Origin of the sequence: Streptomyces xinghaiensis S187 (genome assembly GCF_000220705.2) — a bacterium.
Lineage (GTDB): Bacteria > Actinomycetota > Actinomycetes > Streptomycetales > Streptomycetaceae > Streptomyces > Streptomyces xinghaiensis.
In genome coordinates, this window is record NZ_CP023202.1 from 6,701,353 (window position 1) to 6,715,750 (window position 14,398).

Annotated in this window: 13 protein-coding genes; 8 read left to right on the forward strand and 5 right to left on the reverse strand. The window is 74.6% G+C overall.

The window, feature by feature from the left end:
* Positions 1-110: 110 nt before the first annotated feature.
* From SXIN_RS28670 to SXIN_RS28695, 6 genes are all read left to right on the forward strand, one after another.
* On the forward strand, positions 111-410 hold the full coding sequence (locus tag SXIN_RS28670; RefSeq protein WP_019708503.1) for a hypothetical protein: 300 nt from the start codon (positions 111-113) through the stop codon (positions 408-410).
* On the forward strand, positions 407-1,192 hold the full coding sequence (locus tag SXIN_RS28675; RefSeq protein ID WP_019708502.1) for a metallophosphoesterase family protein: 786 nt from the start codon (positions 407-409) through the stop codon (positions 1,190-1,192). The genes SXIN_RS28670 and SXIN_RS28675 overlap by 4 nt, the downstream gene beginning before the upstream one ends.
* A gap of 90 nt (positions 1,193-1,282) precedes the next feature.
* Entirely contained in the window at positions 1,283-1,480 is a 198-nt protein-coding gene (locus SXIN_RS28680; protein ID WP_019708501.1) for a DUF2795 domain-containing protein, read from the forward strand.
* A 29-nt stretch (positions 1,481-1,509) separates the two neighbouring features.
* Positions 1,510-2,625, forward strand: coding sequence for an NAD-dependent epimerase/dehydratase family protein (locus tag SXIN_RS28685; RefSeq protein WP_095757757.1), 1,116 nt, complete (start codon positions 1,510-1,512; stop codon positions 2,623-2,625).
* A gap of 217 nt (positions 2,626-2,842) precedes the next feature.
* Positions 2,843-4,771, forward strand: a complete 1,929-nt coding sequence (locus SXIN_RS28690; protein WP_095757758.1) for a carbamoyltransferase family protein — start codon at positions 2,843-2,845, stop codon at positions 4,769-4,771.
* Positions 4,768-5,862, forward strand: coding sequence for a glycosyltransferase family 2 protein (locus tag SXIN_RS28695; RefSeq protein WP_095757759.1), 1,095 nt, complete (start codon positions 4,768-4,770; stop codon positions 5,860-5,862). The genes SXIN_RS28690 and SXIN_RS28695 overlap by 4 nt, the downstream gene beginning before the upstream one ends.
* 205 nt (positions 5,863-6,067) lie before the next feature.
* On the opposite strand, the gene SXIN_RS28700 is transcribed toward SXIN_RS28695, so the two are convergent.
* Genes SXIN_RS28700 through SXIN_RS28715 form a run of 4 tightly spaced genes read right to left on the reverse strand, consistent with a single transcriptional unit; the run spans position 6,068 to position 10,392 of the window.
* On the reverse strand, positions 6,068-7,096 hold the full coding sequence (locus tag SXIN_RS28700; RefSeq protein ID WP_095757760.1) for a Bug family tripartite tricarboxylate transporter substrate binding protein: 1,029 nt from the start codon (positions 7,094-7,096) through the stop codon (positions 6,068-6,070).
* Positions 7,093-8,763 carry a tripartite tricarboxylate transporter permease gene (locus tag SXIN_RS28705; RefSeq protein ID WP_095757761.1) on the reverse strand — a complete coding sequence of 557 codons (1,671 nt, stop codon included), beginning with the start codon at positions 8,761-8,763 and terminating at the stop codon, positions 7,093-7,095. Before SXIN_RS28705 ends, SXIN_RS28700 begins: the two co-directional genes overlap by 4 nt.
* Positions 8,764-8,777: 14 nt before the next feature.
* Positions 8,778-9,368, reverse strand: coding sequence for a tripartite tricarboxylate transporter TctB family protein (locus SXIN_RS28710; protein ID WP_095757762.1), 591 nt, complete (start codon positions 9,366-9,368; stop codon positions 8,778-8,780).
* 16 nt (positions 9,369-9,384) lie between these two features.
* The gene (locus SXIN_RS28715) at positions 9,385-10,392 is read right to left on the reverse strand and encodes a tripartite tricarboxylate transporter substrate binding protein (RefSeq protein WP_019708496.1); all 1,008 of its coding nucleotides are present in this window, start codon (positions 10,390-10,392) and stop codon (positions 9,385-9,387) included.
* A 219-nt stretch (positions 10,393-10,611) separates the two neighbouring features.
* Between SXIN_RS28715 and SXIN_RS28720 the strand changes: the two genes are divergently transcribed.
* Complete coding sequence (locus SXIN_RS28720; RefSeq protein WP_019708495.1) at positions 10,612-12,240, forward strand: sensor histidine kinase; 1,629 nt, start codon at positions 10,612-10,614, stop codon at positions 12,238-12,240.
* Entirely contained in the window at positions 12,237-12,998 is a 762-nt protein-coding gene (locus SXIN_RS28725) for a response regulator (protein ID WP_095757763.1), read from the forward strand. The genes SXIN_RS28720 and SXIN_RS28725 overlap by 4 nt, the downstream gene beginning before the upstream one ends.
* Positions 12,999-13,114: 116 nt before the next feature.
* On the opposite strand, the gene SXIN_RS28730 is transcribed toward SXIN_RS28725, so the two are convergent.
* Entirely contained in the window at positions 13,115-14,053 is a 939-nt protein-coding gene (locus tag SXIN_RS28730; protein ID WP_039817367.1) for a DUF5996 family protein, read from the reverse strand.
* Between the last annotated feature and the right edge of the window lie 345 nt (positions 14,054-14,398).

Sequence of the window (14,398 nt, forward strand, 5' to 3'; positions counted from 1 at the left end):
GGGCACGGGGGCGCACCCACCGCACACGGACAGCCGCACACACCGCCGCCCGCACCGCGGCCCGGGACGGCGGCGGACGGAAGGCGGCAACGGCCGGAAGGACACCGGGCATGACGGACCACCACGCGGGGCCGGCCGCCGGCGGCGACCGGAACCCCGGCGCCACCGCGACCACCGAGTACCGCCTCGCCCATCTCCAGGAGCGGCTCGCCCGGGAGGGCAGCGGCGACATGGGCATCCGCCTGGAGATGCGCGGCGGCAGCCTGCTGCTGACCGGCACCGTCCCCTCGGCCGCCAACCGGGAGGAGATCCTCCGCATCGTCGCGGAGGTCCTGCCGGACGTCCCGGTGCGCAGCGACATCGGCCTGACCGACCACAGCGCGCCCGACCGCCCGGAGGAACTGTCATGATCCGCGTCGCGGCCGTCGGCGACATCCACATGGCCCCGGACAGCCGCGGGCTGCTCCGCCCGGCCTTCGAAACCCTCGGCGACCGCGCCGATCTCTTCCTGCTGGCGGGCGACCTCACCCGGCACGGCACCCCGGAGGAGGCCCGCGTCGTCGCGGAGGAGATCACCGGGCTGCCCGTGCCGGTCGTCGCCGTCCTCGGCAACCACGACTACCAGGACGACCGGCCGGAGGAGGTCGCCGACATCCTCCGCTCCGCCGGCGCGACGGTGCTGGAGGGCGGCAGCACCGTGCTCCGCGTGGGCGGGTCCGCCGTGGGGATCGCCGGCGTGAAAGGCTTCTGCGGCGGCTTCGCGGGGCGCAGCGCGGGGGAGTTCGGCGAGCCGGAGATGAAGGCGTTCGTCCGCTCCACCCGGCTCAGCGCGGACAGCCTGCACCGGGAGCTGGAGGCCCTGGCCGATCGGGAGTGCCTGCTGCGGATCGCGCTCACCCACTTCTCGCCCGTCCGCGACACGCTCGCCGGGGAGCCCGAGGAGATCTACCCGTTCCTCGGCAGCTACCAGCTCGCCGAGGCCATCGACGGCGCCGGGGCCGACCTGGCCGTGCACGGCCACGCCCATCTGGGCACCGAGCACGGCATGACGGGCGGCGGGGTGCTGGTGCGCAACGTCGCCCAGCCCGTCATCCGGCGCGCCTTCGCGGTCTACCACCTGGCGTGCGCCCCGGACGCCGGGGGAGCCGTGGAGGAGGGGCGGCCCGCGTACGCCGACCGGGGCATGTCCTGAGAATCGCTGATTGGTCCGTTCCGGTCCGGGTACTGCGGACGGGCGGCCGTCACCCATGACGCCGCGCACTCCGTACCACCAGGAGGAGACATGGCCGAGAAGGTCAATCCGATCGAACTGCAGAAGGCCCTCAAGGGCGCCGACTACCCGGCGGACCGCAAGTCCCTCGCCTCCCTGGCCGAGAGCAACGGGGCCGACCGCAAGATCGTCGAGAAGATCGAGAGTCTCGGGCAGAAGAAGTTCACCGGCCCCGACCAGGTCGAGAAGGCCGTGGCGCAGGAGCAGTGAGCAGGCCGGTGCGGAAAGGAGACCTCCCCATGGACGCCGCCGACAAGGCAGCGATACCCGGATCCGGCGGGCCCGGCGGGCCCGCCGGCCCTTCCGGACCGGGCGCCGCCGCGCCGCCCGCGGACAGGGCCGCCGCACGGCCCGCGACACCGGCCGGAGCCGTGCCGGGTGACGGCGGCCGCCGCTGGGACCACGCCGTCGTCACCGGCGGGGCCGGCTTCGTCGGCTCCCACCTGTGCACGGCCCTGCTGGCGGAAGGGACCGCCGTCACCTGCGTGGACGACTTCTCCACCGGAACGCCCGGCAACATCGCACACCTGCGGGACCACCCCGGGTTCACGCTGCTGCGGGCCGACGTCAGCGCACCGTTCGCCGGGCACGTCCCCGGACCGGTGGACCTCGTCCTGCACTTCGCCTCGCCCGCCTCGCCCGCCGACTACCTCCGGCTGCCGCTGCACACCCTGGACACCGGCAGCCTCGGCACCCGCAACGCGCTGGCACTCGCCCGCGAACGGGAGGCCCGCTTCGTCCTCGCCTCCACCTCGGAGGTCTACGGCGACCCCCTGCAGCATCCGCAGAACGAGCGCTACTGGGGCAACGTCAACCCGGTCGGCCCGCGCAGCGTCTACGACGAGGCCAAGCGCTTCGGCGAGGCGCTGACCACTGCGGAGGCCGCGGCCCGCGGCACGGACGCCGGCATCGTCCGGCTCTTCAACACCTACGGTCCGCGGATGCGCGGGCACGACGGGCGCGCCGTGCCCACGTTCATCCGCCAGGCGCTGGCGGGCGAACCGCTGACGGTCACCGGCGACGGCCGGCAGACCCGCTCCCTGGCCTACGTCGACGACACCGTCCGGGGCATTCTCGCCTTGGCCGCGTCCGACCTCCTCGGGCCGGTCAACCTCGGCAACCCGGACGAGATCACCATGCTCGACCTGGCGCACCAGGTCATCGACCTCACCGGCTCGCCCTCCACGGTCCGCTTCATCGAACGGCCGACGGACGACCCGGCCGTGCGCTGCCCGGACATCACCCTGGCCCGCGGCAAGCTCCAGTGGGCGCCGCTCGTCGACGCCCGGGAAGGGCTGGCCCGCACCATCGAGTGGTACCGGCAGCGGGCCCGGCCCGGGGCGGAGGCCGCCTGAGCGGCGCGGCACCGGCGCCGGCAACCGGCACCGGGGCGAGGCGCCCGCCGCGCCGGGGCCGCCGCGGCCGGTCCGCGGCCGCTCCAGGGGCTCACGTCCCACAGCACGCAGGGCTCCCGAGCCCCTGCGGCCTCCCGCCGTCCCGGCCCCGCCCCGTTCCCTTCCTCCCTGTCCACCGAGACCTTCGCGGCCCCGGCCGCCGAAAGAGCGGAAACCCATGCGCATCCTCGGAATCAACGCTCTCTTCCACGATCCCGCCGCGGCGCTCGTCATCGACGGCCACACCGTCGCCGCCGCCGAGGAGGAACGCTTCTCGCGGCGCAAGCACGGCAAACGACCGCTCCCCTTCTCCGCCTGGGAACTCCCGGAGAAGGCCGCCGCCTGGTGCCTGGCCGAGGCCGGGCTGCGCCCGCAGGACCTGGACGCGGTCGCGTACTCCTTCGACCCCCGGCTCGCCCGGCCCGCCGACACGATGGGCCTGGACGACCCCTGGGACCATCTGCGCCTGGCCTACGCCCGCGAGGCCCCCAACTTCCTGCACACCGCGCTCCCCGGACTCGACCCGGAGAAGGTGCGGTTCGTCCCGCACCACATGGCGCACGCCGCCTCCAGCGCGCTGGCGGCGCCGGGCGCCGAGACCTCCTCCGTGCTCGTCCTCGACGGCCGCGGCGAGGCCACGTCCCACCTGGCCGGACGGCGTGTCGGCGACCGTATCGAGCCGCTGCACGGGCAGGAGCTGCCGCACTCGCTCGGCCTCGTGTACGAGGAACTGACGGAGCATCTGGGCTTCCTGCGCTCCTCCGACGAGTACAAGGTGATGGCCCTCGCCTCCTACGGGACCCCCCGCATGCTCGGCGAGCTGCGGAAGCACGTGTACGCGACGGGCGACGGCGGCTTCCGCGCCGCCGGCGTGCCGTGGGCCGAGCTGTGCTCCCCGCTCCGCCCGGGCGAGGCGTGGACGCAGGACCACGCCGATCTGGCCGCCAGCGCCCAGGCGTGCCTGGAGGAGACGCTGCTCGACCTGGTGCGCTGGCTGCACGGCCGGACGCACGACTCCCTGCTGACGATGGCCGGGGGAGTGGCGCTCAACTGCGTCGCCAACTCCCGCATCGCCCGCGAGGGCCCGTTCGACCGGGTGTGGGTGCAGCCCGCCTCCGGCGACGCCGGCACGGCCCTGGGCGGCGCGCTGTACCTCGCGGCGAGCGGCGGCGACCGCACCGAGCCCCTGGCGGGGGCCGACCTCGGCCGCCGCTGGTCCGACGCCGAGCTGGAGGGCTGGCTGAAGACCGCCGCCGTCCCGTACGAGCGGCCCGCCGACGTCGCGGAGACGGTGGCCGAGGCGCTGGCGGAGGACCGGATCGTCGCCTGGTTCCAGGGCCGCTCGGAATACGGGCCGCGGGCCCTCGGGCACCGCTCCCTGCTGGCCCACCCGGGCCGCTCCGGCAATCTGGAGCGGCTGAACGACGTCAAGGGCCGCGAGCAGTTCCGCCCGGTGGCGCCGATGGTCCTCGCCGACCGCGCCCCCGAGATCTTCGACGGGCCGATGCCCAGCCCGTACATGCTCTTCGTGCACGAGGTGGCCGAGGAGTGGCGGGACCGCATCCCGGCCGTCGTGCACGTCGACGGCACCGCTCGCATCCAGACCGTCGACCCGGTGAACGAGCCCCTGGTCGCCCGGATGCTGGGCTCCTTCGAACGGCGGACCGGGCTGCCCGTCGTCGTCAACACCAGCCTCAACACGGCCGGTCGGCCCATGGTGGACGACCCGCGCGACGCCCTGGAGTGCTTCGGCTCCTCCCCGGTCGACCTGCTCGCCATCGGCCCGTTCGTGGTGCGGCGCGGCACGTTCTTCGCGGGCGGGCAGCCGGACGCGGCGGGCGCGGCGGAGCCGCTGTCCGCGACGGACGCGGAGGGCTTCGCGGCCGTGGGCTCCGTCCCCTCCTACGGCACGCCGGACGGCGTGTCGGCCCGGCCGGTCCGCACGGCCCCGGTCCGCGAGCCGGTGGCCGGCAGCGGAGCCGCCGCGGCGGGAATCGCCGGGACCGGACCGGGCCTCCCCGGAGCCGGACCCGGCGGAGCCACCGGGCCGGCCGGCCCGGAGGGGGCGCCGGGCGGCGGCGCGGACACCCCGGAGATGCCCCGGTGAGCGGCCCCGACGCGAGGAACACGGGCACCCCGGGGGACCCGGAGTACGCGGTCGTCATCCCCACCCTCGGCCGGCCCAGCCTCGGCGCCTGCCTGCGCGCGCTCGCCGCGGCCGTCGACGCCGGCGGGCCGGCCCCCCGGCGGATCGTCCTCGTCGACGACCGGCCCCCGTACGACTGCACCCCCCTGGCCGTCGACATCCCGGACCGGTTCCTGGAGCTCGTGCGGAGCATCCCCGGCAGCGGGAGCGGGCCGGCCGCCGCCCGCAACACCGGCTGGGAGACCGCGCCCGAGCCGTGGATCGTCTTCCTGGACGACGACGTCCTGCCCGGCCCCCGCTGGGCGGCCGACCTCGCGGCCGACCTGGCCGCCGCCGGCCCGGCGACGGCCGGGATCCAGGCCCGGATCACCGTCCCGCTCCCGCGGGACCGCCCGCCGACCGACTGGGAGCGCAACACCGCCGGGCTCGCCACCTCCCAGTGGATCACCGCCGACATGGCCTACCGGCGCGCCGCCCTCGAAGCCCTCGGCGGCTTCGACGAGCGCTTCCCGCGCGCCTTCCGCGAGGACGCCGACCTGGCCCTGCGCGCGCTGGACGCCGGCTGGACCCTGACGATGGGCAGCCGCCGCACCACCCACCCGGTGCGCCCGGCCGACCGCTGGGTCTCCGTGCGCACCCAGGCCGGCAACGCCGACGACGTCCTGATGAACCGGCTGCACGGCCGCACCTGGTGGGCCCGTGCCGGAGCGCCGCGCGGCCGGCTGCCCCGGCATCTGGCGGTGACCGCCGCCGGCGCGGGCGCCCTGGCCCTCACCGCCGCGGGACGGCCCCGCGCGGCGGCGGTGTCCGCGGCGCTGTGGCTGGCCGGCACCGCGGAGTTCGCCGCCGCCCGTGTCCTGCCCGGGCCGCGCACCCCGGACGAGATCACCACCATGGCGCTCACCAGCACCGTGATCCCGCCGGTCGCCGCCTGGCACTGGGCGAGGGGCCTGCTGCGTCACCGCCGGGAACAGCCGCGCGAGCGGGGCGCGCCCCCGCCCAACGGCGCCGGACACACGGACCGGGAGCGGATGGACGGCCCCGTCCGCTGACCGGCCGGTGCGGGCGGGGCACACCAGGCGGGCACACGGGCGGGCACACCAGGCGGGGGAGAGACCCCGGGCTCGGTGAACCCGGCGGCAAGGGTGAGAGCCGGGTGCGGCGACAACGGAGTCGCGGCACCCGGCTCTCGGCCGTACCGCGGCACCCGGCCCCGGGCCGTGCTCCGGCCGCGCACACCGCCGGTGAGCGGGCCCGTCACCCGGTGCCGTCCGCTTCCCCGGCCAGCCCCAGCCGGTCGATGACCCTGCCGACCCGCCGGTTCTCCGCGGCGAGGAACGCGGAGAACCGGTCGCCGGTCAGATAGGCGTCCGTCCACCCGTTCTCCCGCAGGGCGCGCTGCCACTGGGGTGTCGCCCGCAGCCGGTCCAGCAGCCGTGTGACCTCGGCGCGCTGCCCCTCCGTGAGGCCGGGCGGCGCCAGGAGCCCGCGCCAGTTGACGATTTCCAGGGGGTACCCGGCCCCGCGCAGGGTCGGGGCGTCGACGCCGCTCACCGGGCGCGGACCCGTCACGGCCAGCACCCTGAGCTGTCCGGCGGCGATCGCGTGCCGGTATTCGCCGACGCCGGTGAGCGCGAAGTCCACCCGGTGGCCGAGCAGAGGGGCCAGCATCTGGCCGCCGCCGTCGTAGCGGTCGAAACCGACCTCCGCGGGGGCCAGCCCGACGGCCTCGGCGATCAGCATCAGGGCCAGGTGGTCGGGGCCGCCGACACGGGAGCCGATTCCGGCGACCAGACCTCCGGAGCCGCCCCGTTCGCTCTCCTTCCAGGCCCGAACCAGTTCCCCGAAGGACGCGTACGGAGAGTCGGCCGGCACCACCACCGCCTCCGGTTCCGCGATCAGCCTGGCCACCGGCGTGGCCTCGTCGATGCCGTGCGGAACTCCCTGGGACAGGACGCTGCCGACCAGTCCCAGACCCATCTGCAGCAGCATCCGGTCGTTGCCCGTCTCGTGGAGGAGCCGGGTCAGCGCCACCGTGCCGGACGAGCCGGGGAGGTTGAAGACCTCGACCTCGCCGGCGAGACCGGTGTCCCGCAGGGTCACCGCGACCGTGCGGGCCGTGTAGTCGTACCCGCCGCCGGCGGGAACGGGCACCATGAGACGGAGCGGCTCCTGTGCCGGCGCCCCCGGGGCGCAGCCCCCGACCGGCAGCAGACAGGCCGCCGCCAGCGCGGCGGCCAGTCCCGGCCGCCGCGCCCGCCGCGCTCCGCCCGCTCTCGTGATCATCCGTCCCGGTCGGTCCCGTTGCTGGTGACGCCGCCCATGAAAGCATCCGGGTCCCGTGCCGCACCATGGCCGGGAACCTCCGGGCGGTCCCCGGACTCCGCGCTCCCCGGTTCCGGGGTGGCCTCCGCGCTCTCGGCGTCAGTGCCGCCGGCCGGGAGCGGCGCCCCGCCGGCCGCCGCACGGCGCGCCGCCCTCCGGCGGCGCCACGGGCCCGCCACCGAACCCAGCAGCGACAGCGCCGCCACCGCCAGCAGCGCGGCGGAGATCGGCTTCGTCAGGAAGGTGCCGAAGTCTCCCGAGGAGATCAGCAGCGCCTGCCGCATCGAGCGCTCCATCAGGCCGCCCAGAATCAGCCCGAGGATCAGCGGGGCCGCGGGGAAGCCGTTGCTCCGCATCAGGAAGCCCAGCACGCCGAACCCCGTCAGCAGCCACAGGTCGAAGACGCTGAAGCTCTGCCCGTACACGCCGACGACGCAGAAGACCACGATCAGCGGCACCAGCAGCGTCTGCGGGGTCCTGAGCACCTTGGCGAACAGCGGGATCAGGGGGAGGTTGAGGATCAGCAGGACGAGGTTGCCGACGTACATGCTGGCGACCACGCCCCAGAAGATCTCCGGCCGCTCCTCCAGCATCAGCGGGCCGGGCTGTACCCCCAGGACGAGCAGTGCCCCGAGGAGGACCGCCGTGGTCCCGGAGCCGGGCACGCCCAGCGTCATGAGCGGGACGAACGAGCCGACGGCCGCCCCGTTGTTGGCGGACTCCGGTGCCGCGACCCCCTTGATGTTGCCCTGGCCGAAGGTGTCGCCGTCCTTGGCGATGCGCTTCTCGAAGGAGTACGCCAGGAACGACGCCACCGTGGCGCCGGCGCCGGGAAGGACCCCGACCAGGAAGCCGAGCACGGAGCCGCGCCCGGTGGGCCCGCTCATCCGCCGGACCTCGCGCCGGTTCAGCCGCAGCGAGGTGAGCGTTCCGCTCCGGGCGTCCCGCCCCCGCCGCAGGACCATCACGAAGACCTCGGCCAGTGCGAACACGCCGAGCGCCACGATGAGGAACTGCACGCCCTCGTACAGTTCCGGGCGGCCGAAGGTGAAGCGGAGGGTCGACGTCTGGGAGTCGATGCCGACCAGGGCGATCATCACGCCCACCGTGGCGGAGACGAGGCCCTTGGTCAGATTCTGCCCGGAGAGCGAGACGACGGCGGTCAGCCCGAGCACCATCAGTGCGAAGTACTCGGCGGGCCCGAAGCTCACCGTGAGCGCGGAGAGGGAGGGCGCCACCAGCATGAGGCCGACGACACCCACGGTGCCGCCGGTGAAGGAGGCGAACGCGGCGATGGCGAGCGCCTTCCCCGCGGCCCCCTTGCGGGCCATCGGGTACCCGTCGAAGGAGGTGGCCACCGTTCCGGCCACGCCGGGCGCGTTGAGCAGGATGGACGAGGTCGAGCCACCGAAGATGGCTCCGTAGTAGACCCCGGCCAGCATGATGATGGCCGAGGCGGGGTCGAGGGTGAAGGCGACCGGGATCATCAGCGAGATGGCGCTGATCGGGCCGAGGCCGGGCAGCATGCCGATGACCGTGCCGATGAGGCATCCGAGGAAGACGAAGGCCAGGTTCTCGGGGGAGAGGGCGACGCCGAACCCGTAGAGCAGTTGGTCGAAGGTGTCCATGGAGACTCCGGGGATCAGAAGGGCAGCGGCCCGGTGGGCAGGGCGACGCCGAGCCCTTCGGACATGCCGAGGTACAGGCCGGCGGCCAGGCCCGTGCCGGTCAGCGCGTTGGCCCAGTGCCGGCGGTAGCCCAGGTACCAGGCGGTGCCGGTCACGTACAGCGCGGTGGACAGGACGAAACCGAGCGGCACGAACAGCACCACGTAGAGGCAGATCGAGCCGAGCAGGGCCAGCAGCTCCAGCCGGTCGTCGGCGAGCCGGCCCAGTGCCGCCGCCGGCGGGGCCGGCCGGCGGGGACCGGCCCCGCCGGCCTCACCGGCCACGGCGTCCTGACCGGTGCTCCCGCCGGCGCCGGCGGCCCCGGCCTCCTCCGCCCCCGTGTCCGGCGGGCCCTCCCCGCCGGCCGGCCCGGAACCGGACTGGAAGAAGAGCGCCACGGAGAGCACCAGCAGGAGCAGTCCCAGGGCCCGGGGCAGCGTGCCGGGCTGGACCGGCACCTGCACCGCGGCGAATTCGGGGATGCGGAAGGCCAGCACGGTGTACGCGGCGGCCGGCAGTCCGATGGCACAGGCCACGGTGCGGTGGGAGAAACGAAAGTGATGCATGACCGGAACCGACCGCCTACTTCTTGATACCGACGTCGGAGAGGATCTCGGTGAATTCCTTCTCCTGGGTGTCGAGGAACTCGCCGAATTCGGCACTGCCCATCCAGGCGTCCGTCCAGCCGAGCCGGTCGCGCTCCTTCTTCCAGCCGTCCAGGTCCAGCATGTCGGCATAGGCCTTCTCGTAATAGGCGACCTGCTCGTCCGTCAGCCCCGCCGGTCCCATGACGCCCCGCCAGATGTCGAACTGGTAGTCGGTGCCGGACTCCCGCAGCGTCGGTGCGTCCGGCAGCGTCGCCACCCGCTCCTCGGAGGAGACGGCCAGGACGCGGACATCCCCGGACCGCACCAGCCCCTGGGCCTCCGAGGCCCCCGCGACCGCGACGTCGACGTGGCCGCCGAGCAGCGCGGTGATCGCTTCGCCGCCGCCGTCGAACGGCACGTACTTCACCTTCGCCGGCTCGGCGCCCGCCGCCTGCACCGCGCCCGCCAGGCCCACGTGGTCCAGGCTTCCCGGGCCGGAACCCCCGGCCACGCTGAGCTTCTCCGGCTCGGCCTTCAGCTCGTCCGCGAAGTCGCCGAAGGTCTTGAGCGGCGAGTCGTCCTTGACCACGTAGGCGAGCGGTTCGCTGATCAGCCTGGCGATGGGCGTGAAGTCCCGGTGGGAGTGGCGGGACTCGCCGGCCAGGGGCACGAGGACGATCGGCGGGCTGGTGACGAAGAGCTTGTGCGGGTCTTTCTCGTGACCGGCGACGTAGGCCCAGCCGATGGCGCCGCCGCCGCCCGGCTTGTTCACCACCCGCATCGGCCGGTCCACGACCTCGCCCTCCTCCATGACCCGGGCGGTGCTGCGGGCCAGGGTGTCCCAGCCGCCGCCGGTGTTGGCCGGGGCCACGTACTCGATGGGCTTCGTCGGCTTCCAGGGGCCGCCGGCGGCCGCGCCGGAGCCGCCACCGCACGCGGTGAGCAGCAGAGCCGCGGTCGTGGCGGCGGCCGCGGTGAGCAGCCCGGGACGTCTGCGGGACATGTTTCCTCCAGGGGGTTCTCGGGGGGAGCCCACAGGGAAACAGCGCGGGAAGCGGGGGGAAAGGCGGTGCGGGGGTTGTGCGCGTATTGGCTGAAAGGAAAGTTTTGGCCATAGTGTTCACGGCCGGGAAACAGCATTCCGGCAGCACAATGGCTCGCACGCCGGCGGACGGGATCTCCGGGCCCGGCGGGCGGAAGCCGGAACGAGGAGGGCGGTCCTGTGCGCCGCACGGCTCCGGTTCTCCGGCCCGGATTTCCCCGCCTGTCGCTCACGGGCCAGTTCCTCGCGCTCCAGCTCGGCCTCGTCGTGGTCGTCCTGGCCGTGGTGGCCGCCGTCTCCGTGGCCCAGTCGGACGCGGAGTTCCGCCGGACCGAGGGCCGCCGGCTGCTGAGCATCGCCGAGACCGTGGCGTCCCTCGACGCGGTACGGGCCGGGCTCGCCGACGGGGAACGGGCGGACATCCTCCAGCCGACGGCGGAGAGCGTGCGCAGTGTCTCCGGGGTGTCGTACGTGATGATCACGGCAGCGGACCGGCGCATCCTGACCTCCGCCGACCCGCGGCGGATGGGCGAACTGCTGCCGCTGGGCGACAGCGGGGTGCTCGACGGCCGGTCGTGGATCGGCACCACGGCCCCTGGCGGATCCCCTTCCCTCGTGGCGCATGTGCCGGTCTTCGGCGAACAGGGCCGGATGCTCGGTGTGGTCGCCGCCGGGCGCGAGTACCGGGGGATGCGGGAACGGCTCGCCACGGCGACCCCCAACCTGCTGCTGTACCTCGGACTCGCCAGCGCCCTGGGGACGGCCGGCTCGGTACTGCTCGCCCGCAGGATCAAGCGCCAGACGCTCGGCCTGGAGCCGGAGGAGATCACCGCGCTGGTCGAGCACCGGGAGGCCATGCTGCACGGCATCAAGGAGGGCGTCGTCGGCCTGGACCCGGCGGGCCGGCTGACACTGGCCAACGAGACCGCCATGGAACTGCTGCGACTGCCCGACGACGCGGTCGGCCGGACGCTGGAGTCCTGTGCGGTGGAGCCGCGGCTCCACGACGTCCTCACCGGCCGGGTGCAGGGCCGGGACCAGATCGTGTTCACCGGCGACCGGATGGTGACCCTCAACCGGATGCCGCTGCTCACCCACGGGCGGGCCGTGGGTTCGGTGACCACCATGCGCGACCTGACCGAACTCGTCGCCCTCCAGCACGAACTCGACACCACCCGCAGCGCGACCGACACCCTGCGGGCGCAGGCCCACGAGTTCAGCAACCAGCTCCACGTGATCGCCGGTCTGATCGAACTGGAGGAATACCCGGAGGTGGCGCGCTATGTGCGCGGTATCAGCGGAGCGCGGTCCCTGCGGACGGACGAGGTCGTCTCCCGGGTCGCCGACCCCTCCCTCGCCGCACTGCTGATCGCCAAGACGAGTCTCGCCGCCGAACAGGGCTCCGCCCTGCGGATCGGCCCGGGCAGCAGTCTGCGGCCGGTCGGGGAATCCCTCTCCTCCGACCTGGTGACCGTGGTCGGCAACCTGGTGGACAATGCGCTCGACGCGGTCCGCGGCGGCGGACCCGGCGGATGGGTGGAGGTCCACCTCGCCGAGGAGGCGACGGAGGTCCGGGTCCGGGTGCGCGACTCGGGGCCCGGAGTGGCCCCGGACCTCGCCGAGGAGGTCTTCCGGTACGGCTTCACCACCAAGGCCGCGGCCCCGCAGAGCTCCTCGCGCGGGCTCGGCCTGGCGATCACCCGCCTGGTCTGTACCCGGCGGGGAGGCAGTGTGAGCGCGGACGGCGCGGTCTTCACGGCCCGGCTGCCGCGGAACGAGAACGAACGGAACAACGGGACCCAGGCATGATCCGCGTACTCGTCGTCGACGACGACTTCATGGTGGCCCGGCTGCACGGCAGGCAGGTCGAGCAGTTGCCCGGCTTCACGGTCGTCGGCGAGGCCCGCAGCGGCGCGGAGGCGCTGGCGGCGGTCCGGGAGCTGCGGCCTGACCTGGTCCTGCTGGACATCTACCTGCCCGACATGGGCGGGCTCGACGTGCTGCGCGCGCTGCGGCAGGGCGGCTCCCCCGGTTCGGAGACGGACGTGCTCGTCGTCACCGCGGCCCGGGACGCGGAGACGGTGCGGGGCGCCCTGCGGGGCGGGGCGGTGCACTACATCATCAAGCCTTTCGAAGCCGGTGTGCTGCACGAGCGGCTGCTGCACTACGCCCGGCGGAACCGGGAACTGCGGACGTTCACGGCCCCGGGCCAGGACGACGTGGACCGGGTCTTCGCCGTGGGCCCGGCCGCACCGGCCGCACCGGCCGCCGGGCCGGCGCCGCCGGGAGCCGCGCCGGCTGCCGTTCCGCCGGCCGGCACGGCCCGCCCGGTGGCCGGTGCCGCGCGGCTGCCCAAGGGGGTGACCGAGCAGACGGCCGCTCTCGTACGGGAGGCCGTCACCGACGCCGGGGACGGCCTGTCCGCCTCGGAGTGCGCGGCCCTCACCGGCCTGTCCCGGGTGAGCGCCCGGCGGTACCTCGAGTACTTCGTCTCCGCGGGCCACGCCGAGGTCAGGCTCCGCTACGGCACCGCGGGCCGCCCCGAGCGCCGTTACCACTGGCTCTGAGCGGCCCCCGCCGCGCGCGGATGTCCAGCTGCGGAGGGGCCGGGACCGGGTGCGCGGCAACGGCGTGCCCGCCCCCGGACCCCGGCTGTTCTGGCCCGGGCTTCCCGGGTTTCCCGTCACGGGCGGTGCAGCCGCGGGTCGGTGATCCCTCCGGGGCAGGCGAGCCCGTCGAGGTCCCAGCCGGCCCTGCCCGCACCGGCCCGGTACGCGCTCTCGTAGAAGGCGAGCACGGCGGCGCGCGGATCGCTCTCGGCGCGGGCGTCGTCGTAACGGAGCACCGCCAGATGGCTGTCCCCGCGCTCGACCCACCGGGCCGGAGCCGGAGCGAGCGGTTCCCCGGCCAGTCCGGCGGGCTCCGGCGTGGTGTAGGAGTAGAACGCGGGTTCGGCGAAGCTCTCGTCCCCGAACCAGAAGCCGAAGCTGACCACCTCGCGCGAGTACGCCTCCCGGGTCACCGGATCGGCCTCGGGCGGCTGCTCGACACGGCGCTCGGAGAACCGGGTGTGGGCGATGTCGAAGGTGTGCCAGAAGTGGTGCACGGGGCTGGCCTTGCCGGAGAACCGCGCCGCGAACTCCTCCAGGACGAGCGCCACTTGGCTGAGGACGCACCAGTAGCGATGGGCCTGCACGGGGTCGTACCGCGCGTGCTCGGTGTCCTCGCTGAACAGCCGGGCCGAGTCGGGGAGATCGAACGGCCGGGGGACGCGGATCTCCGTCCGGACGCCCAGAGCGTCCAGGGCGGCCAGGGTCCGGTCGTGGAACGACGCCACGGACTGGCCGTAGAGCGGGAACGACGACGCCCGGCCGTCCAGCGCCGCGACGACCAGCTGATGGTCCACGAAGTCGAAGTCGATGGTGAAGACCGGATTGCCGTCGGCCTGCCCCATCGGACGGGTGGTGATCCCGCGTCCGGTCAGATGGAACGGAACATTCCACCAGTGGTTGCGCCGGATGCTCGCGGCAAGCCGGATCTTGCCGACGACCTGCGCGAACCGGTGCAGCGTCTCCTTGGTGTCCCGCCACTCCGCGAGCGGCATCGGCGGAAACAGCGGCATCATCGGGACCCTCCGTCCACTCCCGCCCGGCCGGCCCGGTGACCCGGGCCTTCCGGCGGCCCGCCGGCCGGTGGCCCGGGACGGGCCGGTTCCCATGATGGCCGCCCCCGTCCCGGACGGCACCCGGCCGGACCCGGAAGGCGTAACGGAACGGCGGCTCGCCGGCGGCGTCCGGCACCGGACCCGTGCCGCCGCGGCGCGAGCAGGACGCCGGCCATCTCCGCGGCGGGTCCGGGTGCTCCTCGACGGCCTGTCCATCGCCGTCGCCGGACGGGCGGAGAGCGCGTTCCCGCCCCCGCGCGACGGGAACCGACGGGCAGCGCGGCGGCCTCACGGCCGTGGCCG